Raw genomic sequence first — 24,076 nt, forward strand, 5'->3', positions numbered from 1 at the left:
TGGTGATCAAAGAAATAAAGTATACGCTTTCATTTAATGGACTACTTTGTCTTTTCTACAAATAAGACTACCATAAAGCTAACTTAATAGGGGATATAAAATGTAGGTTTCTTTGTTTTGTACACTATATATTTGATTTTTTCACTTTTGGGTACGCTTTCAATGAGCTAAAGTTAATTGTGCAACCTATAAATCGAGCTTGGGAGGGACATCATGGCGGGTTTGGAACGCTGGCTTAAACTTGTAAGCCGCAATAAGGCTTTATTGTTAATGGTTCTTCCGGGAACCGTATGGTTTTTTTTCTTTAGTTACTTGCCGATGCCGGGAGCTATAATCGCATTCAAAGATTATAAGTTTAGCCGTGACGGGTTTCTGGCAAGCATCATACAGAGTGAGTGGCTGGGGTTTAAAAACTTTGAGTTCTTATTCAAGACGGAGGACGCCTACATTATCGTCCGCAACACGCTGCTCTATAATTCAATCTTCATCATTCTTGGAACGACCTTGGCTGTAACCGTTGCCATCGTTATTCATGAAATTGCAAACAAGAAGATGGCAAAAATTTATCAGACGGGCATGTTTTTGCCGCATTTTCTTTCCTATGTTATTGTAAGCTACTTTGTATTCAGCTTCTTGAGTGTCGACAAAGGGGTGCTTAACCAGTTGCTCCAATATTTCGGGGTCGATCCGATATACTGGTATTCAGAAACAAAGTATTGGCCTTATATCCTCACCATCGTTAACCTGTGGAAGGGAGTCGGGTACGGCAGCGTTGTTTACCTTGCGGCGATCGTCGGCATAGACAAATCTTACTTTGAAGCAGCTATGATCGACGGAGCAAGCAAATGGCAGCAAATTCGAAAAATAACGATCCCCATGATTATGCCAATCATTATGATTATGTTCATTCTTGCGGTCGGAGGCATATTCAGAGCGGATTTCGGACTGTTCTACCAGGTTCCCCGCGATACCGGCGCGCTTTATCCTGTAACGAACGTTATTGACACCTTTGTGTATCGGGGACTGAAGGTTACCGGAAATATCGGAATGAGTACGGCGGCAGGCCTGTACCAAGCCGTAGTAGGACTTGTGCTTGTTCTCGCAACAAACTTTATCATCAGAAAAATTAACAAGGAACAAGCATTGTTCTAGTAGAAAGGGGGGCTTCCGCTTGAAAAACGGCGCCGTCATTGAACAACAAATGAGCAAACCAGTGAAACAGAAGAAGATGCGTGACATCCACCATTTGCCTCCGTTCTGGAATGCGCTCTCCCATGTGCTTATTGGAGTATTTTCCTTTTCCTGCGTCTATCCGTTTCTGTTTGTCGTTGTCCTTTCTTTTACGGACGAGCAGGCGCTCGCTCAAAACGGATACAGTATTTTTCCTGAAAAATGGTCCTTGGAGGCGTACTCGTATATTTTCCAGACCGGTGATCAGCTTCTTCGCTCATATGGTGTAACGATATTCATTACGGTCGTTGGAACCTTGGTTTCCATTGCACTCGTATCGCTTTATGCGTATGCGATTTCACGAAGCTACTTCCATTTCCGAGGCTTTTTCTCCTTCATTGCCTTTTTCACGATGCTCTTTGGAGGAGGTTTGGTGCCTTCTTATATCGTGACGACGCAAGTGCTGCATTTGAAGGATACGATATGGGCTTTGATACTTCCGATGTCTATGGGTGCCTTCGCGATTTTGATCATGAGAACATTTTTTAAAACGACGGTTCCCGACGCCGTTATCGAATCGGGGAAGATCGACGGAGCGAGCGAGTTTCGGGTTTTTTTCAGCCTGGTGCTTCCCGTCTCGCTTCCTGGGCTTGCCACTATCGGGTTGTTCAGCGCTTTAGGGTACTGGAACGATTGGTTTAATGCTCTGCTTTATATTGATGACGCCAGACTGCTTCCGCTGCAATCGCTCTTGATGAAGGTGGAAACGAACATTCAATTTATTCTTCAGAATTCGACTATCTCTAATTCCACGGAGCGGTCGGCCATTGCGAGATCGCTGCCGGCTGAAACGACACGGATGGCCATGGTTGTCCTTGCCACAGCACCAATTGTCTTTGCCTATCCGTTCTTCCAACGTTATTTCGTGCAAGGGCTCACAGTTGGATCGGTGAAAGAATAAACATCTGCATTCCATAAGTCGTTATTAGGACGAGGGGTTCGAGCCTTCGGATCCAGCGTTTTAATATAAATGATTTAGACAAAAGGGAGGAAGACAGAAATGAAAAGGAAAAGCATGCTTATCGTATTATCCTTCGTGCTGTCCGCGGTTTTAGTTTTGGCTGGCTGCGGGAGCGATAAGGATAATAAGGGAACTGGAGAAACTCCGGCAGCAGGAGCAAATAATCAACAAGCCGAGAAAGGTGAGCCGGTTAATCTGGTATGGTACACAATCGGTGGAGCTCAAAAGGACTTAGACAAAGTCGTTGAGGAAGCCAACAAATATTTGTTAGAGAAAATAAACACTACGATCGAAATTAAATTAATCGATTGGGGCGATTACAACCAAAAAATGCAGGTTATCGCCGCTTCCGGAGAGCCGTTTGACCTCGCCTTTACTTCTTCATGGGCGTTTAACTATGTGGAAGGCGCAAGAAAAGGCTATTTCTATGAGCTTGATGAGCTGCTAGAGCAGCACGGCCAAGGTATCAAAAAAGTGCTGAACCCAGCCTTCCTGGAAGGTTCTAAAATTGACGGCCACAACTATGCGATTCCAACCAATAAAGAGCTGCCAGCTCAAGCGGTTTGGCGCTTTAACAAAGAGCTGCTCGACAAATATAATCTGAACGTTACGGATGCGACTACGCTCGAGAGCCTTGAGCCGATGCTGAAAGTCATTAAAGAAAACGAGCCGGATATGTATCCGATTCAAGTGAATATCGGACCATTCCTGCCATACGATTTTGCGTTGGAAGGCATTCCAGTCGGCGTGTCCTTGAATGATTCGGAGCTTAAAATGGTCAATGTATGGGATACCCCAGAAGCAAAGCAAACATTCGAAACGATGCGTAAATACTACCAAGCGGGCTATTTGCCGCCGGACGTTGCGACTAAACAAGGCAATGAGCATGAGCTGGCTGGCAAATGGTTTGTGGACAAGCAGCATACAGTACCTTTCGCGGATAACCTATGGTCGAATAGCTTGAAGTATCCAGTTGTGTCCACGCCAATGCACGAGCCGATGGTTTTCAATTGGTCCGTTACGGGCTCGATGCAAGCGATCTCGGCGCAAACGAAATATCCAGAGCAAGCGATGCAATTTTTGAATCTGCTTAATACCGATGCTTATTTGCGTAATTTAATGAACAACGGTATTGAAGGCGTTCATTACAATAAGATTTCCGAGGGTGTTTACGAGCCGATTCCAGATTCCGGTTACGGTATGGCGGCGTTTACACTTGGAAACATGTTCCTGCTTGATAAACTGAAGGAAGACCCTGCAGATAAATGGGAACAGTATAAAGTGTTTAACGATAACTCAACCAATGCACCGCTGCTTGGATTCCAATTCGATCCATCGAGCGTAATGACCGAAATCGCTAACGTGAAAAACGCCGTTGACGAATTCGGTCCAGCTCTTAATACCGGCTCTGTTGATCCGGCAGAAATTTTGCCAAAAGCTGTTGAGAAGCTGAAAGCACAAGGTATCGAAAAGATCATCGCTGAAGCTCAGAAGCAGCTCGACGAATGGCGCGCAGCAAATAATAAATAAAGAAATAAAAGACCTTTCAGTACGATGGAATAAATCCATCCGTGTTGGAAGGTTTTTTCTTATTCGGTCATGCACATATTAACTTGACTATTGCAGATTTAACCTTCCGACCTTAAAAAAGGACAGACGGGTGGTACCATTGGTTTACAGCGGTTATGAGGGCATCTTTAGTTCCCGCAAAATGTCGAATAACGGCTTCTTTTGCAGAGCTTGTTCATAGACATACAGAAGTAATTGACCTTTGTGCTCGTAGCGAATCCGTCTCACGACATCACCTAGTGTTAATTTAGCTGAAGGTTTAGACCATTCCTGCCGCTGAAATTCTAATATATTCTGTGTGAGGAATTGAATGGCCCAGAATCGCTCAATGCCCTTGAACGAAAGCAACTGGTATTGATCAAACCCAAGTAGTTCTTTAAAGTAGCGGTAACCCGTTTCAATATGCCAACGGACACGGTAATAGCTAAGGATGGTAACGGGATCCAAGCTAAGATCCGTGCACAGTATGCAAAACGGGGAACGAGCAGCCTCAAACCTATCTTCCCAAGAAAGCAATACTTGAACATTCTCTGTATCTGCAAGTGGCCCCTCATACGAAAAGACCCGGTAACGCTTGTTCTCCACGGTAACGGAGCGGAGATCATTGTTACCCACATACTCTGCGGCAAAGTCGGACATGGACATCCGAATACCTGCAGGACAAATGGTTCGGTTTGCTTTTACGGCGGCGATCACATGAAAACCCCGGGCATTACAGGTATCCAACATTTTCTGACTTGTGTACCAGCTATCCATCAGCACATAGACGGTCTCGTCATCATTCACTGGAAAAGCTTCAATCATCTCCATGGCTAAATCGTTTTTGCTTTTGAATTTGAGTTTTTGCGCTTTGCAATACTTCTCCCGGAAATACGGGCGATAATCCCAAGCATAGGATTGCCCTTCGGAGACGACATGCGTGGTGACGATACAATGGGACCAAACGCTTTTGCCGTTGACGTGAGAGTAGTGGAAGTCCAAACCCTCCATTCGGCGGGTGGTAGGTTCCTTCTTGTAGGATGTGTCATCAAGGAGAAGGAATACAAGAATGATTTTCTTAGACAAGATTTTTGCAACAGTCAAGTGCTAAATTTAAAGGACACACGGAATTAATGCATTCGGTGTGCCCTTATGGATAGAATACTTTATGGTTACTCCCTGTTCGCTATTTGCTCTTGGGCGAGACGGATCATTTCCCGGACCATGGAGCCGCCAATTTTTCCGCCGATTTGGCCCGCCGCTTCCGTAGTCAGACCGCCATTGTCACCTGGCTGCAGAGGTACGCCAAGCTCCTTAGCCACTTCGTATTTGACGTCATCCGGCCGATTCGGATCAACGGCATATCCTTCGCGTTTCATTACATCTGCTTTGAAAGCCTGCATCCCTTGTTCTACCCCTGGCACCGCATACCTTCTCCTTCTTCTTGCCATCCTGATGCACTCCCTTGTTGTCTTTTCCCTAACATGCCCGGAAGCACAAATTTTCATCCCTCTACCGTCGCGAAGCGAATCACCCGAAAAGCGAAACAAAGGCACCCTTATCAAAGAGTACCTTTGTTTTATTGTATATGCGATTTTGAATCTAGATCTTTACAGCCACTAAATAGAGGAGCAGCATGACCGCCATACAGGCGGCGAATTTATAATTCGGCAATGCAAGCTCATGTACCGGCTTCTTAAATAATGCCGCCAGCAAATTATTAACAGCAGATACCGGCGACACGGTATTGGATATCCCCCAGCTTCCAAGCAGCAGCACCGCAAAATAGTTCGAACTGATGTGAACCGCTTCCGGATCGATACCGGTTGCAAGAATAGTAACAAGAACAATCGGATGAAGGCCCAGCATAGACGTAACCGTTATAAGCGCTACCGTAAAAATAGAAAAGGATAACGAAATCGGAATTGGCATCAACTCTAGCAGAACGGGGACGGACGCCCCGAACCCTGTTGTGCCGATTGAACCGCTGAAAAAACCCGCTGCCAGAAATAGCGTTATCTCCTTTTTCAGGGCTGGCAATGTAACCGTGACATGATTCGCCAATCCTTGACGGTATGTCGCAAATTCCCCTTTCGACAAACACCAGACCAACGGGAATAGAACTGCTGCCATGCAGGTGATCAGTACCATCGGCAGCTGGACGAATTGCTCCAATACTAAGATGACGATAATAGCAGATGCTAAATAAACGCCGAGCCCTGCCGGGAACGCTGTTTTACCCGTGTTTGCGGCTTGTTCCGCTTGCCTGATGACCTCTCCTTCCGATGGTCGAGGATTAATCTCAGCATTTCGCAGCCCTTTATAATCCACGGCTAGACTCACAAAGAGACTGATCACCGACAAACCGAGCATGTAGGGAAGAAGTGTCGACCAGTTTAACGAAAGCGATGAGACCACGACTGCCATGGCGGCAAAGTAGGGAGACCAAAAAATCGCCCCCGCAAATCCACGGTTCAGTGCATTCGCAAGCAGCCGTGACATGCCTGGATGGGGTTTAACAAAAACGACATGATAAACTACGGGTATGGACCCTACATTGAGGAAAACACCCATGATTTGGGTCAAAAGCTGCGTACCGGTGAACAGGACTGACCTACTGCGTACTTTCGTCTCATAGAACCGATTCAAAGCTTCGATATAATCCGGAATCCGAACCGGGATTCCGAACAAAGGTGCGAAAACAAACAGGGTGACAAGGGTCACGTTGATACCGGCTGCTTCAAACCAGAATCTTGTTTCCGCCTTCTGAAGGAGAAGGAGCAGCACTCCCACGGCCATAAAGGACACGGTAAGCCATAACGTCATCCCTCTTAGCTGGGGCAGCAGCAAGGCTATCGCAATAAACACTAAGCTGCCCAGCATAAAGGAAAGCGGTTCCCAATGCGTAAGCTGCTGTGCGATAAACACGGCAGCAAGCGAGAATATGATCGTCCGTTCTATAGTTGATTTTACTGTAAGAGTAATCTTTTTCGAGATCATCAATTAAATTGCCAGCAGCTCAAGCTTAAGTTGCTGAATTGATAACTCCGGTGAAGCAGTTTCGCTTGACGATTCTTGTCTCCTGCCCCCATCGCAAGCAATAAAGGAATAAAATGTTCGTTAGTCGGTACAGCCTCCTCAGCGTTAGGAGCTGATTCCCTATAATTAAACAGCGTATTGATATCCCAAGTTTCTAACACGTTTTGCAGCCAGTTATCGAACGATTCAGCCCATTCGTCGATCCCTTCCCCCTGCCACTTTAACCTCCGTAAATTATGAACGGTCCCGCCGCTGCCTATAATAAGGACATCCTGTTCCCTGAGCTCATACAAAGCTTTGCCTATTTGATACTGCTGCTCATTGGTTAGATATCGGTTTACGGATAGAGCAACCACCGGAACATCTGCATCGGGGTACATCAGCTTGAGGACAGCCCAAGCGCCGTGGTCCAGCCCTCTTTCTTCATCTAACACACTCTGTATGCCATGCTTCGCAAACAGCGAATGAATTTGTTCGCGAATGGAACGCTCTCCTTTAGCCGGATAGGTCATTCGGTAAAGCTCATCCTGGAAGCCCGAGAAATCGTAAATCGTGCTGTACGTATCGGCCGCGCTGATGGTCTGCATGGATTGTTCCCAATGTGCCGAAAAAAGCACGATCGCTTTTGGCTTGGGCGTACCCGCCGCAAAATTTTTGATAAAATCCGTGTATTCATTATGTTCTAAGACGATCGAGGGTGCGCCGTGTGCGAAAAAATAAGAAGGTATCATCTATTTATTCACTCCTTTTATGAATGCACTCCGGCATCTTTTTTAAGCCAATTCACGAAATCCCGTTGATTCTCCTCGGAGACGCCATGGTCGGTTGGGTAAGTCTTGAAAGTCAAGTGAGACGTTTGATTTTCAAAATAAGCCGCTGTTTCGTGACCGATCCGAATCGGGAAAACGGAGTCGAATTCCCCATGTGAAACAAACACCGATACATCATGTATGCTCCTCAGAGTATACTCTATTTTTACAAAATCAGGAACATAACCGTTTAACGCAACGATTCCTTTCAACTGGTTCCCCATCGTAAGCGCCAATGCCATGGACAAGATCGCGCCTTGGCTGAACCCCAGCAAATAACGTTTTGTCGCATCAATCGGGTACTTTTCCGTAGCATAATGAATAAATACTTCCAGTTGCTGAACCGCTTGGTCGAACATTTCCCTAATGGGATTGCCTAGGCTTTTTAACTCGTAATATTGAAACCCGGCACCTAGTATAAGATTACCGCGAATACCGACAATAATAAAATCATCGGATACAGGCGCCACTAGACCTAACATATTTTTCTCGTTAGACCCTTTTCCATGAAGCGTGAAGATTGTCGGGTATTTTTTGTCCGGATCCATATGAGATGGAAGTTGAATGTCATATTGATAAGTCGGGTTCATAGGAACACTCCTCCACTTCGTTATGCTCTGCGTTTTCTAAATATTGCATGATCGACCGATAGTGGCGAATGGTCAGAAAAAATCAAATATAGCGCTACTACAATAAGGCTCAGATCCAGCTCATAACCTGCCATTTGGCTGTTTCCAAGCAATCCTGCGGGAAGCTTCACCGAAAAAATCGCGCCAATAAGCAAGATAACAAATAAAACCGATACATAGCGGGTAAAAAGGCCCACAATCAGCAAAATTCCCCCGACAAGTTCGAGAACCGCAACAACATAAGCCAATACTCCGGGAACACCAATGGAGCTGAACCAAGCCTCAACATTACCTAGACCCATCTGCATTTTACTAATTCCATGGGCTAAAAATAATATTCCCAACACCACACGCATTATAGTCGATACAACGTTTACTTTCGTCATTCTTTTCCCTCTCCTCTTTCAAATTATAAGTAATAATAATGTTTATTTTGTATGACTAATATAAGACACGGCGATGTAGCATGTCAACAAAAATATTGTTATTATTAATATATATTTTGTATTACAAATATTCTTGTGAGGTGAAAACGGGATGAATATCGGTTCCACCATACGGACAATCCGCAAACGCAAAAACATTACCATCGTTCAAATCTGCGAAGAAACCGGCTTATCCCAAGGCTTCATGAGCCAAGTTGAAACGAATAAAACCTCACCGTCTATCGCTACGTTGGAAAGCATCGCTATAGCTTTGAAGGTACCCTTGGCTTACTTGCTGCTGCGACAAGAGGAACGCATGAATATTGTCCGCAAAGAAGAACGAAGGATCACGAAAAGCGGGGTTGAACATTTAAAAGTGGAGCACCTAAGCTCTACCAAAAATGTGAGGATGATGATCGTCGAAATCCCTCCCGGTGCTTCAACAGGCGTTGTTCCGCATGCACATGAAGGCGAAGAAGTTCATTTTGTCATGAAAGGAAGAATTTACGCAGAGCAAGGAGAGGATAAGTCTGAATTTGGAGAGGGCGACTCTTTTAGTTGGAATGCCTGTACGCCCCATTTCGTGAAAAATATAAGCGAGGAAACTGCAATTGTTCTCATATCCATCTACACCGAAAGCGATCATGCAAAGGATTTCCTGTAAAAGCGAAATAGCAAAAATCCACAGCCCGATACGGCTGTGGATTCTGCGAAAATTTCGCCTTACTTGTGATACGGTTCAGCGTATCACTCTGAAGGCGAAATTTAAAGGTACCCAATTAGGTACCCTTCGTTGTTGGAATATTGTAGCTACTCCTGGCTGTTACAGCATCTCAATCAAATTGACTCCGTCCGGAAAAGATCTCGCTGCAGCTATCATATAAAATGCCGTTTGTCACATTAAATGCCCGGGAGCCTCACTTCGACCTCGCTGATATAGTTGGATGTTGATCGCGAGATTCATAGAACTCGATTTCGGCGTATTCCGCGTAGGTACCGACGTTTTGAGCCGGATTTGCATCGGGATCGGCTCGTAGCCTTCCGGCAGCCATCTGGCTGTTACCTTATATCGGCCGATCGGCACGCATTTAACGCAGTTGTCAGCGTAAATGACAGCTCCCTCTATCGGACGGCCTAGCGCGTCATGAACGTGGCCTTTGACAACGTAAGGCTCAACCTTCTCGACCGTCGGCTCTTGAGAAGGCTTTGGATTGCCGCCTTCCTCCGCGTTGAATCGTCATCGTTCCGTTTGCGTTGGTGTACGAAATTTGGAACCCGCTATTTTCCGCGACAAAGCGCAGGGGCACCATTGTGCTTCCGTCAATAATTTGCGTCGGGACGTCCAATGCGATAAGTGATCCATTCCAGCTTCAACGCTTGCAGTACCCTCTGACTTATAACATTAACTTTTATTCAAAAAGAAATAAACGAAAGGTGAATAATGCCGATAATAAATCTTTATAAATGAATAGACGAAAACATAATTCCAAAATGAAAAAAAGATGCTATACTAATCTTATATTATTATTGGAGGGTGGTCTCCATGATCAGAAATCGCATGAGTTTGGGGAGAAAGCTGCTGGAATTGTTTTGGGCGTTCTTTTGCATCGGACCATCTACCCTTGGCGGCGGATATGCGATGATACCGATTATTGAAAGGGAGATTGTCGGTAAGCGAGGTTGGTTGGACAGCAGTGAAATGAATGATATCCTTTCTCTCGCAGGCTCAGCGCCAGGGGGCGTAGGCGTTAATGCAGCGGCTTTTATCGGCTATCGGATAGGAGGCGTATTGGGAGCTATTGCTGCCGTTACCGGCATAACTCTTCCTACCTTTGGTATCGTATTTATGCTCAGTTTTGTATATGGATGGTTGGATGAATATCCTAAAGTCATCGCTGCGCTCAAAGGCATACATGCTGCTGTCATTGGATTGATTCTAGTCGCTGCGTATAGGCTGGCACGCACCTCGTTGATTGACAAAACAACGGCAGGGGTTGCCGTCATCACCTTAGCGGTCCTGCTATTCGCAAATATTAATCCTACTTTGGTTATTATTGCTGGATTGTTTATTGGCATCATACTCGTGAAGGCAAAGGAATGGCTTGGGGTAAAGGTGAATACCGAGAAGCCGCTGGCTTACGTCCGCAAGACCGAGCTGGTCTATCCGGAGTATTATATTTAAGGAGGCAAGTATGCTGTTATGGGAGTTGTTTTTGACCTTTCTTAGAATCGGATTTGTTTCATTCGGAGGCGGTTATGCGGTCATTCCAATAATTCAATATAAAGTTGAACAAGAGCATTGGATGTCGAGCTATCAATTTCAAGAGGTTGTTTCATTGGCGGGAATGGCCCCAGGCCCAATCGCCACGAATACGGCTACGTTAATCGGTTATCATACGTATGGGATTTGGGGAGCCATTGCCAGCACGTTGGGCATCATTTTGCCCTCATTGCTTGTTATTATCATCCTTGCGGGTTTGTTCTACCGAATGAATCAGAATAAATGGGTGAAGTCATCCTTTTATGGTCTACGGCCTATTATTGTCGGGTTAATCGTGTATGCGGCTATCCATTTTGGCTTGACCGAGATGGATAGACAGTCGATAGGCTGGACATCAATAGCAACCTTAATGCTATGCGCAGGGGCAGTGTTCGGCATACTGAAGTTCAAGCTGCATCCGTTTATCGTTATTTTGCTGTCAGGGGTTATTGGCATTGTTATTTTTTAAAATATGTCCATTGCTTTCCACACCATAAGCGCCGCGCCGGTCGCTACGGCATCCTCTTTCAACAGCCCTTTGGAAAATACGGGAACATACTCAGGAAAATAATACGTATTCTTTTGGGCAGTCTCAACGGCGATCTGGAAGAAAAGATCATGAGAATTAACCAGCGTGCCGCCAAGTATAATCGTCTCAGGATGAAACACATTAATTAAGTTGGCCAGTCCAATGCCGAAATGTCTCGCAGCTCGAAGGAATAATTCTATAGCGTAAGGGCTGTTCTGGGATAATTCTCTCAGCAGCATGTCATACTGAATCTTATCGGGAGCGACATGGTAACGAGATACAAGTTCATCTCTTCCCATCTTGGCTTCGGAACGCGCTTGCTTCTCCAGTGCTTGTACGGAGACAAAAGCTTCCAATGCGCCATAGTTCCCATGCTCCTGCAATCTGGGACCGTCTGTTTGAATAATCATTTGACCAATCGAGCCTTCCATATCGACCGTTCCATGAACAATTCGACCGTAAGACATCATAGCAGATCGCAAGCTGACTCCTGCATGTACGTAAAGCATATGTTGTACATGCTCACTGCGCATAGCCCAATGCTCGCCAAGGAGAGCTGTATTCGCACCATTATCCAAATAAGCGGGAATGCCGGTCGCCTCTTTGATAAGGCTGCAAATTGATACATCCGTCCATCCGTTGGCGGGAAAATAGAGTGGTTTCTTAATAATGCCCTTTTCTCTATCGAGAGGACCTACCGCACCAATGCCGATGCCAATGACCTGACTTTTTTCGAGCCGATGATCTTTTAACAGCGACAGCATTTGCTTCGAGACGTATTTGACGAATAGCTCTGGTGTCATGTCATCGTCCATCCTCCACCGTATGAAGGATTTGGGATTCATTTGCATATCAAACAAGCCCAAAGAGGAATAAAACCGTGATATCTCCAATCCAAAAAAATATCCATAAAAGGGGTTGATCTGAAAAAGGATAGGTTTTCTCCCTCCTTTAGAAGGGCCAAGGCCAGATTCCTCTATCAGGTTATCCTCAAGCAGTTCCTCGAGGAACCGATTCATCGTGCTGGTTGTTATTTTATAAAAGGACAGGAGATCAGCTTTTGATACGACTCCCTGCTCGGCTATACGCTGATAAAGATTTTTTTTAAAAGTTTGCCTGAATAATTGGTTATCCATTTTTATCCTTACTTATCCCATTTATTTTGGGGGGAATTATTTATATTCTTATCATAACCTAATTTTTTGTCGGTAGCTAGAGCTTGAGAAAGCTAATTCCGCCACCTTCAGCGTTGCTTGCTTCCGTATACAAACTATTTACATTATTATAGTGTCAGGACAAGCCGGTATAGACGTCTCCGACATTTGAAACATTTGCCATTGGGGGTCAGACAGTTGGAAAAAAAAACATCATGCTGCGTAGCAGCCAGGGAAGCTTCGCATGCAAAAAAAGAAAAGATACAATTCCATGTTAAAAAGCCTGAGGTTTTCGATAAGCCGACGTGGGACACTATGGCAACCATACCAAAGGGAACTTTCACGATGGGGACCGATGCTGGGGACGGATTTCCTGCTGATGGAGAAGGTCCGATGCGCCAGGTAACGGTCGATGGTTTTCAGATATCGCCTTATGCGGTTACAAACGCCGATTTTCAGCTATTCGTGGATGCTACCGGATATGTGACGGAAGCGGAGCAATTTGGCTGGTCTTACGTTTTTCATTTATTAGCATCCGAAGAGACGAGAGCGCGAGTCACGGACGTGCCGCAGTCCGTGCCTTGGTGGCTGGCCGTCAAGGGAGCGTATTGGGCTGCTCCCGAGGGGCCCGATTCCAGTATCGTTGATCGGTTGGATCACCCGGTCGTTCATGTATCTTGGAATGATGCGGACGCTTATTGCCGCTGGGCGGGGGTGCGTCTGCCTACGGAAGCAGAGTGGGAGTACGCGGCGCGCGGGGGATTGGAGAGAAGAACGTATCCATGGGGGGACTTGCTGAAGCCTGACAGCGAGCATCGCTGCAATATATGGCAAGGAAAGTTTCCGATTAAGAATAACGCAAGCGACGGCTACGTAGGGACTGCCCCTGTACATGCCTATTCACCGAACGGCTACGGCCTTTACAATATGTCTGGTAATGTGTGGGAGTGGTGCCAGGATTGGTTCAGTCCTGCATATCACCGGCAATCCTCCGGGACAAATCCGCTGTTCAACCAGCCTACAGGGAGACGGTCGATGCGCGGGGGCTCGTACCTATGCCACCGTTCCTACTGCAACCGCTATAGGGTTGCGGCGCGAAGCTCGAATACGCCGGACAGCTCTACCGGGAATTGCGGATTTCGAGTTATTCAATCATAGCTGCTTATATTACGGCAAGTGTCAGAGAAGCTGGAAGCGATCAATCAGAACATGCTGTCAGTATCGAATATTTATTTTCTGGATTCCAAAATACGCGATTGGCTTCGCAATGACGCTCGTATATCCGAATACGAAAGATATAAATCGCTCCAGGAAGTGATCGAAACGGTCAATCAAACGGGGAACTATTTCAAGTAAAACTTCGACAAGAGGGAAGAAAATGTGGAAAAGTTTGATTATCAAAAAAAGCAGCGTTCAAAGAAAGATATTGCTCTCCTTCCTGTGCTTGATCATGTTTCCTCTCGTATTATTCGGTTATGTCTCCCTAACGATTTCTAAGGATACAATCAGGGAGAAGGCGACTGCCTCGAACCTAAGTATGCTTGATTTGATTTCGGATAAACTACACATTATGGCATCTAATCTGACGGCCATCTCCAATCTTTATTTCGCCAACAGCAATCTGTATGAACTATTGAAACCGCCTAATGGGCTGGGGATCTACGAAGAGAAAGCCAAACGCGATTTCTTGACCACGACGATGATCAATTATAAATACGCCTACACATGGATGGATTACAATACAACCTTATTCGGAACGAACGGGTTCGAATTGCACACGCTATATGAGGGAAGAAAGATTGGCCTTGATTCTCTTAAGGCTGAATCGTGGTATAAGAAAGCGGTTAAGGAAAACGGAGGCATTGTATGGGTGTCCGATCCGTCCCCGAAGCTGAGCCCTACCGGCTCCAAAGTATGGATTGGGCTCATGCATCCAATTGCTTTTGCTTTTCTGCGATAATTTTATCGTTGACTGCTGATTTGAGTTTCTGTATGAACTAAAGATCATAGCTTAAGCATCGGCGGCACAGCGGAAGCCCATATTACCCGTGGAACTGTCCGGTGTATTCTGGCTGCGGGCAGCTACACGGTAGCGGTTGCAGTAGGATATGTGACATAAATAGGATCCGCCGCGCATCACACGGCTTGTTCCGCTCGACGGACCGATTGGGTTCACCCGCTGCCCGTTCACATGAAAGGCCGGGCTGAACCAGTCCGCGCACCACTCCCAGACATTACCGGCCATATGGTACAGGCCATATCCGTTCGGTTCAAAGGCTTGTACGGGTGCCGTCCCGACGTATCCGTCACTGGCGTTATTTTTTTTCGGGAATTTCCCCTGCCATATGTTGCACATGTGCTTCTCGTCGGGTTTGATCTCATCTCCCCATGGATATCGTTTCTGAACGAGACCTCCCCGGGCTGCAAACTCCCATTCCGCCTCCGTCGGCAACCGTTTGCCTGCCCATCTGCAGTAAGTATCCGCATCGTTCCAAGAGGTATGAACGACCGGGTGGTCGAGCCTTTCTTCGATTCCGGAGCCGGGCCATTCCGGAGCGCGCCAGTTGGTGCCTACGACGGCCAGCCACCACGGGGTTTGCCTGGTCGAGCCTATGATCTTGACTCCGGTTTCGGGCACAAACAGATGAAAAACATACGACCATCCGAACTTCTCCGCATCCGATACATACCCGGTTGCGTCTACAAATATCTTGAATTCCAAATTCGTTACCGTATACGGATCGATATAAAATGGAGCCACAGTGACGGCCCGCACCGGACCCTCTCCATCGGAAGGAAAACCTTCTCGATCGTCAGTACCCATCAGAAACTCCCCGCCCGGCAAGTAAATCATATTTTGTTTGACAGGTTGTGTTAAAAGAGACCCCGGATTCGTTTCATTCGTTTTTTCCCTTCTGTCAAAAATGGACGTCAAGGAAGCCTGAGTTCGGGAAACAGAGCAGCAAGAAGGCTTAAGCGGATCTGTCATATTCATGGCCTCACTTTCCCCCTATAAACCTAATCGAACATACTGCTCAAGCGGAGCTTCATTTGCTTCCATAAGCTGCTTGAGCATTCCGATCATGTTTGTCTCGACATTCTGATCCTGAATAGGATGTTGCTGAAACGGATCCTCGTTAACGTCAAATAGCAATGTTCCCAAGGAATGGAAATGGCCATGCCCGGCTGACTCAACCTTCAACGTTTGTATTCCCTTCGTAAAGGAGAACGGCTCTTGTAAACTGATCTCCTGCAGCTCCTTCAATGAGAACCTGCTGCGCATATGAGTCGGCATCAGAGTGTAGTTGTATAACGGAGTATTATCCTTAGAAACCGGAGCACGCATATAGACGTAGCGGCCGTCCGTCACATTCACATGTGCGCCATGCACTCCGTAAAGAGCGGCCTCGCGTACCCGAAGGTCACTGGCTATCGTTTCCTTAAGAACCTTCCCCTGCATATCCACAGGAATGTCCAGTCCAAAAAATTCAAGCAAAGTTGGAGCTAAATCGATGGTCTGCACCAAGCTGTTCCTGCGTTCATTGCATCTTCCGCTTCGCGGGTCCCATATGAAAAGTGGCATATGGGCAATCTCGTTGTAGAACGGCATGATTACTTTGGCCCACCAATCATGTTCCCCTAGTAAATACCCATGGTCGGTATTTACTATAAGCATCGTGTCCTTCCACAGATCCAATTCATCCATGGTATCAAGCACTTTGCCGAGATAGTGGTCGCACATGCTGAGTAGGGCCGCATATTCAAACCGGACGTGTTCGATTTCTTCCTTCGTTTCTTTTACTGGGCCGTAAGGAGGCCAATCAAAATGTTTTCCCTCGTACTTATGCGGATATAAGTCGCGATATTTTTGCGGCGCATAGAAAGGCTCGTGCGGGTCAAATGTTTCTATCTGGACGAACCATCGGTCCTCCATATGGTTCGTCCGTATAAACTCCAAGCCCTTCTCCATCGTTTGCGCTTGCGGAAAATCCTGCTCTTCCCGAATATATTTACGGTTAACCCAATCTTGCCGCATCCACTGGTCCTTTTGCTTCGTGGCGATCATCTCCGGTATCTGCGGATCGGCTACCTCCCCCTTCCATGGATCGCCTTCCTGCCCGCGAATCAGCTCATATGAGCTGTATCGGGTGTGATAGGTGCCGCCACCGTCTTCCCAGTAGTGCTGGTGATCGGTTACCAGATGCGAGTAAACACCATTCTTCTTGAGCAACTCTGGCATGGAGTCATCGAAAGGTTCTATCGGGCCCCAACTGCGGTGAAGAAAGTTGTATCGCCCCGTGTGAAGCTCCCGTCGCGCAGGCATACAAGGCATACTTCCCACATAAGCCTGGTCAAAAACAACGGTTTTCTCGGCCAGCCTTGCAAAATTCGGTGCATGAATCCAATCGCATCCGTAAGGAGGAAGCATGTGTCTATTCAACGTGTCAAACATAAGCATAATAGCCTTCATCGTATTCCCTCACCTTCAAGAATTGTCTATTTATCTGAATGTATCTGGAGCATATTTAATGGCAAGCGAATAGAGACTACCGTACCGCGGCTTTCGAATGAATCCTTGCGCACCCCGTATTGACTTCCATACTGCAAAACAATCCGTGCATGTACATTAGCAATACCTAGTGACTGTTGTCTCCCATACCCAAGCTGGGCATTTTCTGATAGCAGAGTCAGCATACTGTTGATCTCCGCTAGACGGTCAGGACGAATGCCCGGCCCGTTATCCGCTACTTCAATCACCAGATCGGTTCGCCCCTTCTTTAAGCTCTCCATCATTCTGCAACCCGGATACATAGGCCGTCCCCATTGCCGATGCCAATGCAGGGTCCTCCCCGTAGGTTTCTCCCTGACGCCCGAAGCGTGAATCGCGCGAAATATCCAGTACCGGAGCGAATGAATGCATAGCTCCTACTGCTAGTGCCTGTTTACTCACGATTTCCGCCATTTCTTTGTGAAATCCCGGATTCCATGTCGAGCCAATCTCGATACCGGAGGAAAGCTTGTCGCTTCCGGCATCAACGCACCGGTTAACGCCTACTCGAAATTTTTGAAACCTATCCAATCGCTGCCTCAGATCCCTTTGGAAAAATTGATATTCTTGAAAGCAATAACAATTCCGAACATAGGCAGGTAATTATTGAGTACAAGATACAGCAATCCCGGTACCGTCATTAGTGTAAGCGGAATAAACTTTTTGAAACCTCTCTTTTTTATCTTTTTCGTCTGTTTTTCTTCATTCATTATGACTGATGCTTCTGCCAAGTAAATCCCCTCATTCCCTCTTTCTTTGTTTCTCTATATGCTTATCATAAAACAATGCTGAAACCGTCACTAACAGTTTGCTGACTTTTTCGTTATCGCTTTGCTGACTTTTTTAAAAGCAAACAAGAAAGCCTCCTGTTGATCAAATGAGGGTTGGCACAAGTAATGAGAGAGCATACTTTTCAGCCCTTTCGCTTCCCAATAGGAAGTCGGAAGGGCGTTATTTGTGTTTCGAGACATTTCCCAGGCATCCCGTCTGGAATTAATTGCCCCATCCACCATGACCCCTGTGTTTAAGTAAGCCCGAATCAGTTTAAGGACGCGCTTGTTCGTCACTTTCCGCGCGATCCTCGCCATGAGCATGTCGTGGTTGGCTCTTGGCTCTAACGGTAGGCATTCGCCAGCCCCTATTCTTCATACATTCGCCCATCTCTAAAACTAATAATGCGCTTTGCCTGCCTCGCAATCAACCTATCATGCGTAATCAAAACAATTTTATTGAGTGAATAAATAGGGTTGAAAATCCCTTTATTTTCTGTACTTTCATTTCCAATAATCAACCATATTTATATTGGAATAATAAGGGAATACCCTGGTTTATTCAACTATGAAGAGACTTAAGATCTAAAATGCGTAATATGTCTGACCACATTTGCGGCGCAACGGCGATAAGACCACAGAAGGCTCCCTTCAAAATTGATTGCTGTATCGTCGATCGTCGGGAATGAGATAATGTTCTTGTCAAAATCGGGAATGGGATAAAGTTCTTGTCAATTGGTCGTGACAACAACTTTATCCCATAAAACAAAAAAACCGCGATTTACGCGGCATTTAATGAGATAATGATCTTGTCACCCGACATTAGTGTCACACACTGTTCTCTGCTTTAGACGTTATAACTCAACTTTCGCAGAGCCAAAACAACTCTAGAGCCTTGATACTAAAGGCATTATGACCGTTATAATATAGGGTTTGACGAACAAAAAACACCTCAGCGGCAAGCCCATGCAAAAGTCACGGTGGAAACCGTGATTTCCTTGGCAGGCTTGCACAATGAAACGATTGCTTTGCAGCAAGTGTTTCCTGAAGCAGACCAACATTTTATCGAGAACACGCTAGCCTTACATGACGACGCTGCTGTTGGCGCTCTAGCCGAACTCTTTCAAGCACAAAACCCGCAAGTTGACCCTAACATAGAGATCATAAACAACATCATCGCCGCGTTTGAGACCGAGAGCTTGCAGACCGTCAAGGATGTCGCACAGTGGGTTGGCAAAAGCGAGCGTTGGCTCCAGCAGCTTTTTCAAGAGTATGTGGGGATCGGGATTAAGTGGCAGCTTCAGAGGAATAAACTGCTTGCGGCAGCGAGCTTCATTCGTGAACGTGATAACCCCGATTGGGCGGATATGGCCTATGATCTTGGTTACAGCAGTCAACAACATTTTATTACCGACTTCAAACGCGTGCTTGGCAAAACACCGTTGCAATACAAGAAAGAACTGAGCTTGCAAGCATTGAAATAACAAAGTCATCGAACGGCTTCCAGTTTCGCTATCGCTTTTTGCAGTTGAGTCACCCGACTCTTTGCTGTTGTTGCTTTCAGGAGCGGCAGGAAAACGGCATATTGAGCAGTCTTGTCGAGCTGGATGAAAGCTTGTTTGGCCTGTCCATGCTCCTCAAGCGCTGCCGCAAGGGCGGGCGGAATTGTTGCACTCTTCTGCGATTCATAGGCCGCTTTCCATCTTCCATCCGCCTGTGCCAGGCGTATTTCAGCATAACCAGGAGCCTTCATTCGTGCGGACTCCATTAGTTTCTCAGCCTTTTTCACATTAATCATGGACCAAGGGCTCTTCGGCCGCCTCGGTGAATACCGCTGCAAGTAATACGCCTCGTTGAATCCTTTACGGTGACTATCGATCCAACCATAACAAAGGGCTACATCCAGCGCTTCTGGAATCGTGATCGACACGATCCCCGAATCCTTCTTGGCGACTCTAAGCCAAACCTCTTCTTGTCGATCGTAATGATTCGCGAGCCATGCTTCCCAGTCTGCAGGATTAGTAAAATCGATGAATCCTGATTGCTCGGATGTATCCATCTAGCATTTCTCCTTCCATACTTCCTTGTCACCATCTTTCCTGATTATACAAATAAGTATAAGCGCAGTATTACAAAAAACCGCAGCGGACATGACTGGACCCGACTATTATCCGATCAAGTCGAAATACCTTCTGATTCACTAGCCCCAAAATTTCGCCCTATTTGTGATACGGTTCAGCTTAACCGGTCTATCGGCGAAAAATGCGAAAGGAGCATGCTGCGGCATGCTCCTTTATTGATGTTCTTATGGATTTTTATTTTCATAATCTGCACGGCAAGCTGGCGATTCGGTGTCAAGAAATCATGAGTTTACAACCTTATATGAGGCTTAAATTGATCCTTGCACCCTGCGCGGTTTGCCCTGCGCTTCCTCCGTCCAGCCCGGGATCTTCGGAAACATATCCTCATTCGGAACTTGGTCTAGCACGGACATATAGAGTTGCCCACATGAGCGAAGAATCCAACTTTAACGTTATCACGCGAAATGTGCTGCGCAGAAGCTATAACTATAACAGAGCAGCGTTATATTATTGCAAGAAAGCTCCCTCCGAGCAGTTCGAAGGGAGCTTTGCCAATTGTTATTTCGCAGGAACCTTTCTGCGTGCTTTCTTTGGATTATCTAGCCGAAACTCGGGGTCATTCCTTTTGGATGGAACTTCGGGTTTCGTGCCTTGCGGTTGGGGAACCTTGATGCTATAAATCTTCTTCACGGGTTCCCTCCGCAGACGGCTTTTACGACTTGAGCTCCCGCAAACGCTCCCCGTATTGCCCGAGCAGCTTATCGAACGCCGCCGTGCTGGCAGCCAGTCCGCCCTCGCGATTGCGCGCGAGCCACAAGCGCTTGAACTCCGAGGCTGCCGTCTTCAGTTGCTCCTGCAGCCGCTCCAGCCAAAGGATCTCCGTCGCATTATCAGGTAAATCCTGGCGGTAAATATAGCGGTGAAGACCGGCACCCTGCCCGATCAAGCTGAGCGTGTTCGCGAGCTCATCATGGAGATTAACGGCGTCCGTGCCTGCGAGATCGAGGCGATCAAGCTCTTCGCGACGCCGCTGCAGCCATTCTTCCATTTCCACATAATGGTAATCTATCCGAAACGGCATTCCGCTGCCGCCTAGAAGCTTCAGCAATTCCACCATGACCGCGGTCTCCTGCTCCAGCTTCTGCCGGTCGGATAATCCGCGGCTCAGCAGGTAGCTCGTATACGTCATGTTTTCTATCGTGCTGCGCTCCAGATGATAGTACCGGCCCATTTCCATCAGAAACCGCGCGCCGCCGCCGCTGCGATCCTGCAGCATCCGGTATGAGACATGATGCTCCAGCGGTTCCATGTGATCCAGATTGCCCTCCGTCTGCCATCCCGCGCCTGCCGCGTAGGCGAAGCCCGGATAGCTGACGGCCGGAATCTGCCAGTGTCCGGCGTCGCCCCAGTCGGCAACGAGCAGGCCTCGCGCTCCATATGCCTTGCCGCTCCTTGCCGCGTCGACGATGTTGCCCAGCATATTGTCCGTACGACCCGATAGCGAGGACCAGGAGCTCGTTCCGGGGCATACGAAATACGAAACGCCGTTCTCTTGAAGCATTCGACACCACGGTCCGTATGGAATCGGGGCGTCGTAGTTCCAGTGAAGCACGGTGACGTCCTCCGGCAGTCGGCTGACCAGCTCCGGATGATGAGCAAGCACGTCGCCCCACAACATGGGCTTCTTGCCGTGTCCGCGAACGATCTCGAACATCCGCTCCGCGTACGCCAGGTACAGCTCCCCGACGCCGATATCGTCTGCTGTCTCCTTGCTCTTGCCTGTTCCGAGGCCGTAAGGCTCGTCCAGGTTGATATTGGCGTACGGAGAAGAGAAGTTCGGCAGCAATTCGTCGAATAGATCCTTGGCGAGCGCAACGGAACGCGGGTCAACCGGGTTCAACGTCGTCGACGGCAGCTTGAACGACAACGGTAGCGAAGTCGGCAGGCCGTCCGGATGCTCGGCCAGCTCGTGAAATTCTGGTTTCGCCAGCCACGAGCTCATATGCCCGAGACAGTTTTGGTTCGGCACGAGATCGATGAAGCGCGCCTTCGCGTAGGCATCCAGCTCGAGGTATTCGGCTGCGGTGATCGGTGTCGCTTCAGGGAAAAGGGCCGCAAACGACCGGTAATCGAAGCAGAAGCCCTCCATATAGAGCTGAAGATGATTGAACTTCAGCTCGGACAGCCGGTCGATCAGAGCGAATAGCGTCGTCATCCTCGGGATTTTGTTCCGTCCGATGTCAAGCATCACCCCCCGGACCGGGAAGTCAGGCTCGTCCTCGATCCGGCAGTGCGCCCACGCCGTAAGCCCCCGCTGCCCGTCCATCATCTGTCCGGCCGTCAGCAACGCGTAATGCAGGCCCTGCGCCGTACCGGCGGTAAGATGCAGACCGTCCTCGCCCCACTCCAGGATATAACCCTGGGGATGAAGATCGGCGCGGTATTCCACGAGAGCCAGAGTGGCGGCCTGTCCCAGCCGCGCTTCCGGACGCGCGCCGCCGGCGGACGCGAGCGACACTGCAAGGCGGTCCGCGGCTCCAGACTTGGCGGCAAGACGCGCAGCTTCGTCCCCGATCGGCTGCATGTTGAACCGTACCGCCCCCGTTGAACTTCCGCCCGAAGCTTCATACCGGCGCGGCTGCGGGTACAGATAAACCGGTGCGTTCATCGGCATCTCTCCCTCCTCGCCATTCAGTTGCACTCCAACCATTCTCCCCCGTCCTTTATCTATCACTAAGACTTCCCGAATACGATAGTATTGAACGATTCAGGCTCCAGCTCGAACGATTGCAACATTCCGCCGTTCGATACACTAACGATCCGCGATTCCTTGAACGGGTTGGCGATCGCAACAACGACTTCACCGCTCGGCGTCTCGAACGCGATCGCGTTGCCAGTCCAGTGTCCACGCGTTCCGAGCCGGTTGGATCCTTCGGGTACGAAATGCGAGAAATGCTTCATTACGTAATATTCCGGATTGAAGACGGCTTCCCGCGCTGAAGGGTCTACCGTAATCATCGCGTTCTGCTCCCAGCCCCACGTGCTGCGGCCTTTCGGTTCGAGCGTCATATTCCAATAAATGTAAGCGTTGACTCCATTCGTGAAATAGTGCTGATACAGATTAAATACGTATTTGGCATACGCCCACGTATTCGTCCCGTCGCCGCACTCGTTCTCCGTTTGCATGTACCGAAGCTCTGGATAGCTGAGCACGGTCCGCTGTATGCCATACTTGCCTGCCCACTGATAACCGACGCCTTTAACGTACTTGTACGCTTCCGGATCGCTGAGCACCGTATGCGCGTACGCGTCGTGGTCCGCCGTTTTTTTCTTCAGCCATTCGTCCCAAGGCTCCGGCGAGTTAATCGTGCCGAGCCAGATTTCCGTGTCCAGCCCATGCTTCTCGAACGCCGGTCCCAAGTAATCGGCGATAAATTCGCGAAGCTGTTCGCCGGTCCAGACGCAGGACGGGAACTTCTGATTGGCGACCACTTCGTTCTGCACGTGCACCTGATGAATCGTTATACCCTCTTCGCGGTACGCCTCCACGAACTTCACGAAATAGAGAGCGTACGCCTCCAAAATTCCCTTCTCCCAACGGAGGGTGCCGAAATTGTATGCTTTCGGGAACTTCATCCAAGTCGGCGGGCTCCACGGCGACGCGAACAATTTCAGATTCGGATTCAGCTTCAGCGCTTCTTTGATATAAGGAATCAAGTACTGACGGTCCCGTTCAATAGAGAAATGCGCCATCTCCAAATCCCCGTCCATTTCGTTCAAGCTGTACCATTCATGGGCGTAATCGCTCGCGCCGATCGGAAGACGGCAAATGCTAAGCCGCTGCTCTCCCTCGGGGTGGAACAGGGCGTAAAGAACTTCGGCTCTTCGCTCGTCGCTAAGATAGCTCAAAGCCGTAAATCCCAGCTCGTTGAAGCATCCGCCGAACCCTTCCACGTTCTGACGCCGATCCTCAGCGACTACCGTCAGGCTTGCCGCGCCGGCTTCCGTTGCCTCACTAGGCGCGGAAACCGGTTTGTCCGTCCAACGCGCAGTCTCGGTGCTTGAAATCCATCTGATGGCTTGTTTGTTCAT

The 24,076-nt window shown here is 48.0% G+C and carries 23 protein-coding genes and 3 pseudogenes; 10 read left to right on the plus strand and 16 right to left on the minus strand.

The features are described 5' to 3' along the window. Positions 1-213 precede the first annotated feature (213 nt). From RCO25_RS18490 to RCO25_RS18500, 3 genes are all read left to right on the plus strand, one after another. Positions 214-1,152: an ABC transporter permease gene (locus RCO25_RS18490; protein ID WP_308997619.1), complete on the plus strand. Its 939-nt coding sequence runs from the start codon at positions 214-216 to the stop codon at positions 1,150-1,152. A 49-nt stretch (positions 1,153-1,201) separates the two neighbouring features. Further along, entirely contained in the window at positions 1,202-2,131 is a 930-nt protein-coding gene (locus RCO25_RS18495) for a carbohydrate ABC transporter permease (RefSeq protein ID WP_308997698.1), read from the plus strand. Between the two features lie 99 nt (positions 2,132-2,230). Then, positions 2,231-3,721 (plus strand): ABC transporter substrate-binding protein, encoded by a 1,491-nt coding sequence (locus tag RCO25_RS18500; RefSeq protein ID WP_308997620.1) that lies wholly within the window; start codon positions 2,231-2,233, stop codon positions 3,719-3,721. Between the two features lie 153 nt (positions 3,722-3,874). Here RCO25_RS18500 and RCO25_RS18505 read toward each other — a convergent pair whose 3' ends face one another. The 6 genes from RCO25_RS18505 to RCO25_RS18530 form a co-directional block, all read right to left on the minus strand. Then, positions 3,875-4,825, minus strand: a complete 951-nt coding sequence (locus RCO25_RS18505; RefSeq protein WP_308997621.1) for a transposase — start codon at positions 4,823-4,825, stop codon at positions 3,875-3,877. An 86-nt stretch (positions 4,826-4,911) separates the two neighbouring features. Further along, positions 4,912-5,190, minus strand: a complete 279-nt coding sequence (locus tag RCO25_RS18510; RefSeq protein ID WP_308997622.1) for an alpha/beta-type small acid-soluble spore protein — start codon at positions 5,188-5,190, stop codon at positions 4,912-4,914. Positions 5,191-5,341: 151 nt separating this feature from the next. Beyond that, positions 5,342-6,742: a hypothetical protein gene (locus tag RCO25_RS18515; protein WP_308997623.1), complete on the minus strand. Its 1,401-nt coding sequence runs from the start codon at positions 6,740-6,742 to the stop codon at positions 5,342-5,344. Beyond that, positions 6,739-7,509, minus strand: coding sequence for a DODA-type extradiol aromatic ring-opening family dioxygenase (locus RCO25_RS18520; protein ID WP_308997624.1), 771 nt, complete (start codon positions 7,507-7,509; stop codon positions 6,739-6,741). The genes RCO25_RS18515 and RCO25_RS18520 overlap by 4 nt, the downstream gene beginning before the upstream one ends. Before the next feature lie 17 nt (positions 7,510-7,526). Then, entirely contained in the window at positions 7,527-8,177 is a 651-nt protein-coding gene (locus RCO25_RS18525; protein ID WP_308997625.1) for an alpha/beta hydrolase, read from the minus strand. Positions 8,178-8,197: 20 nt separating this feature from the next. Beyond that, complete coding sequence (locus tag RCO25_RS18530) at positions 8,198-8,602, minus strand: DoxX family protein (protein ID WP_308997626.1); 405 nt, start codon at positions 8,600-8,602, stop codon at positions 8,198-8,200. A 151-nt stretch (positions 8,603-8,753) separates the two neighbouring features. Between RCO25_RS18530 and RCO25_RS18535 the strand changes: the two genes are divergently transcribed. After that, a complete protein-coding gene (locus tag RCO25_RS18535; protein ID WP_308997627.1) occupies positions 8,754-9,305 on the plus strand; it encodes a helix-turn-helix domain-containing protein in 552 nt (183 codons plus the stop codon). Between the two features lie 508 nt (positions 9,306-9,813). Here RCO25_RS18535 and RCO25_RS18540 read toward each other — a convergent pair. Beyond that, positions 9,814-9,996: pseudogene (locus RCO25_RS18540) on the minus strand (stalk domain-containing protein); the annotation flags it as partial. Positions 9,997-10,184: 188 nt separating this feature from the next. On the opposite strand from RCO25_RS18540, the gene RCO25_RS18545 reads away from it, so the two are divergent. Then, positions 10,185-10,823 carry a chromate transporter gene (locus RCO25_RS18545; RefSeq protein ID WP_308997628.1) on the plus strand — a complete coding sequence of 213 codons (639 nt, stop codon included), beginning with the start codon at positions 10,185-10,187 and terminating at the stop codon, positions 10,821-10,823. 10 nt (positions 10,824-10,833) lie between these two features. Continuing rightward, entirely contained in the window at positions 10,834-11,370 is a 537-nt protein-coding gene (locus RCO25_RS18550; RefSeq protein WP_308997629.1) for a chromate transporter, read from the plus strand. Here the strand turns inward: RCO25_RS18550 and RCO25_RS18555 are convergent. After that, positions 11,367-12,233, minus strand: coding sequence for an ROK family protein (locus RCO25_RS18555; protein WP_308997630.1), 867 nt, complete (start codon positions 12,231-12,233; stop codon positions 11,367-11,369). The genes RCO25_RS18550 and RCO25_RS18555 overlap by 4 nt on opposite strands. A gap of 675 nt (positions 12,234-12,908) precedes the next feature. Between RCO25_RS18555 and RCO25_RS18560 the strand changes: the two are divergent. The 3 genes and pseudogenes from RCO25_RS18560 to RCO25_RS18570 form a co-directional block, all read left to right on the plus strand. Next, positions 12,909-13,742, plus strand: a pseudogene (locus tag RCO25_RS18560) (formylglycine-generating enzyme family protein); the annotation flags it as partial. Positions 13,743-13,760: 18 nt separating this feature from the next. After that, complete coding sequence (locus tag RCO25_RS18565; protein ID WP_308997631.1) at positions 13,761-13,940, plus strand: hypothetical protein; 180 nt, start codon at positions 13,761-13,763, stop codon at positions 13,938-13,940. 22 nt (positions 13,941-13,962) lie between these two features. After that, on the plus strand, positions 13,963-14,544 hold the full coding sequence (locus RCO25_RS18570; protein ID WP_308997632.1) for a hypothetical protein: 582 nt from the start codon (positions 13,963-13,965) through the stop codon (positions 14,542-14,544). Positions 14,545-14,595: 51 nt separating this feature from the next. Here the strand turns inward: RCO25_RS18570 and RCO25_RS18575 are convergent, their stop codons facing one another. The 5 genes and pseudogenes from RCO25_RS18575 to RCO25_RS34885 form a co-directional block, all read right to left on the minus strand. Further along, positions 14,596-15,579, minus strand: a complete 984-nt coding sequence (locus RCO25_RS18575; RefSeq protein ID WP_308997633.1) for a formylglycine-generating enzyme family protein — start codon at positions 15,577-15,579, stop codon at positions 14,596-14,598. 15 nt (positions 15,580-15,594) lie between these two features. Next, the gene (locus RCO25_RS18580; RefSeq protein ID WP_308997634.1) at positions 15,595-17,055 is read right to left on the minus strand and encodes a sulfatase; all 1,461 of its coding nucleotides are present in this window, start codon (positions 17,053-17,055) and stop codon (positions 15,595-15,597) included. Between the two features lie 26 nt (positions 17,056-17,081). Continuing rightward, complete coding sequence (locus RCO25_RS18585; RefSeq protein ID WP_308997635.1) at positions 17,082-17,342, minus strand: sensor histidine kinase; 261 nt, start codon at positions 17,340-17,342, stop codon at positions 17,082-17,084. After that, positions 17,335-17,664: a glycoside hydrolase family 3 N-terminal domain-containing protein gene (locus tag RCO25_RS18590; RefSeq protein WP_308997636.1), complete on the minus strand. Its 330-nt coding sequence runs from the start codon at positions 17,662-17,664 to the stop codon at positions 17,335-17,337. The genes RCO25_RS18585 and RCO25_RS18590 overlap by 8 nt, the downstream gene beginning before the upstream one ends. A gap of 359 nt (positions 17,665-18,023) precedes the next feature. Then, positions 18,024-18,128, minus strand: a pseudogene (locus tag RCO25_RS34885) (group II intron maturase-specific domain-containing protein); the annotation flags it as partial. 764 nt (positions 18,129-18,892) lie between these two features. Here RCO25_RS34885 and RCO25_RS18605 point away from each other — a divergent pair. After that, positions 18,893-19,387, plus strand: a complete 495-nt coding sequence (locus RCO25_RS18605) for a helix-turn-helix domain-containing protein (protein ID WP_308997637.1) — start codon at positions 18,893-18,895, stop codon at positions 19,385-19,387. Positions 19,388-19,392: 5 nt separating this feature from the next. On the opposite strand, the gene RCO25_RS18610 is transcribed toward RCO25_RS18605, so the two are convergent. The 3 genes from RCO25_RS18610 to RCO25_RS18625 form a co-directional block, all read right to left on the minus strand. Beyond that, positions 19,393-19,962, minus strand: coding sequence for a YdeI/OmpD-associated family protein (locus RCO25_RS18610; RefSeq protein ID WP_308997638.1), 570 nt, complete (start codon positions 19,960-19,962; stop codon positions 19,393-19,395). Between the two features lie 734 nt (positions 19,963-20,696). After that, positions 20,697-22,694 (minus strand): beta-N-acetylhexosaminidase, encoded by a 1,998-nt coding sequence (locus RCO25_RS18615; RefSeq protein ID WP_374992131.1) that lies wholly within the window; start codon positions 22,692-22,694, stop codon positions 20,697-20,699. Positions 22,695-22,717: 23 nt separating this feature from the next. After that, positions 22,718-24,076, minus strand: coding sequence for a glycoside hydrolase family 30 protein (locus tag RCO25_RS18625; RefSeq protein ID WP_308997639.1), 1,359 nt, complete (start codon positions 24,074-24,076; stop codon positions 22,718-22,720).

This window comes from Paenibacillus sp. LHD-38, from assembly GCF_031157315.1.
Taxonomy (GTDB): domain Bacteria; phylum Bacillota; class Bacilli; order Paenibacillales; family Paenibacillaceae; genus Pristimantibacillus.

Bases quoted from the DNA above. Each gene is read 5' to 3' on its own strand.
- RCO25_RS18490 (WP_308997619.1), top strand. From the start codon at position 214: ATGGCGGGTTTGGAACGCTGGCTTAAACTTGTAAGCCGCAATAAGGCT.
- RCO25_RS18495 (WP_308997698.1), top strand. From the start codon at position 1,202: ATGAGCAAACCAGTGAAACAGAAGAAGATGCGTGACATCCACCATTTG.
- RCO25_RS18500 (WP_308997620.1), top strand. From the start codon at position 2,231: ATGAAAAGGAAAAGCATGCTTATCGTATTATCCTTCGTGCTGTCCGCG.
- RCO25_RS18510 (WP_308997622.1), bottom strand. From the start codon at position 5,190: ATGGCAAGAAGAAGGAGAAGGTATGCGGTGCCAGGGGTAGAACAAGGG.
- RCO25_RS18520 (WP_308997624.1), bottom strand. From the start codon at position 7,509: ATGATACCTTCTTATTTTTTCGCACACGGCGCACCCTCGATCGTCTTA.
- RCO25_RS18525 (WP_308997625.1), bottom strand. From the start codon at position 8,177: ATGAACCCGACTTATCAATATGACATTCAACTTCCATCTCATATGGAT.
- RCO25_RS18530 (WP_308997626.1), bottom strand. From the start codon at position 8,602: ATGACGAAAGTAAACGTTGTATCGACTATAATGCGTGTGGTGTTGGGA.
- RCO25_RS18535 (WP_308997627.1), top strand. From the start codon at position 8,754: ATGAATATCGGTTCCACCATACGGACAATCCGCAAACGCAAAAACATT.
- RCO25_RS18545 (WP_308997628.1), top strand. From the start codon at position 10,185: ATGATCAGAAATCGCATGAGTTTGGGGAGAAAGCTGCTGGAATTGTTT.
- RCO25_RS18550 (WP_308997629.1), top strand. From the start codon at position 10,834: ATGCTGTTATGGGAGTTGTTTTTGACCTTTCTTAGAATCGGATTTGTT.
- RCO25_RS18555 (WP_308997630.1), bottom strand. From the start codon at position 12,233: ATGACACCAGAGCTATTCGTCAAATACGTCTCGAAGCAAATGCTGTCG.
- RCO25_RS18570 (WP_308997632.1), top strand. From the start codon at position 13,963: ATGTGGAAAAGTTTGATTATCAAAAAAAGCAGCGTTCAAAGAAAGATA.
- RCO25_RS18575 (WP_308997633.1), bottom strand. From the start codon at position 15,579: ATGAATATGACAGATCCGCTTAAGCCTTCTTGCTGCTCTGTTTCCCGA.
- RCO25_RS18580 (WP_308997634.1), bottom strand. From the start codon at position 17,055: ATGAAGGCTATTATGCTTATGTTTGACACGTTGAATAGACACATGCTT.
- RCO25_RS18610 (WP_308997638.1), bottom strand. From the start codon at position 19,962: ATGGATACATCCGAGCAATCAGGATTCATCGATTTTACTAATCCTGCA.
- RCO25_RS18615 (WP_374992131.1), bottom strand. From the start codon at position 22,694: ATGGTTGGAGTGCAACTGAATGGCGAGGAGGGAGAGATGCCGATGAAC.
- RCO25_RS18625 (WP_308997639.1), bottom strand. From the start codon at position 24,076: ATGAACAAACAAGCCATCAGATGGATTTCAAGCACCGAGACTGCGCGT.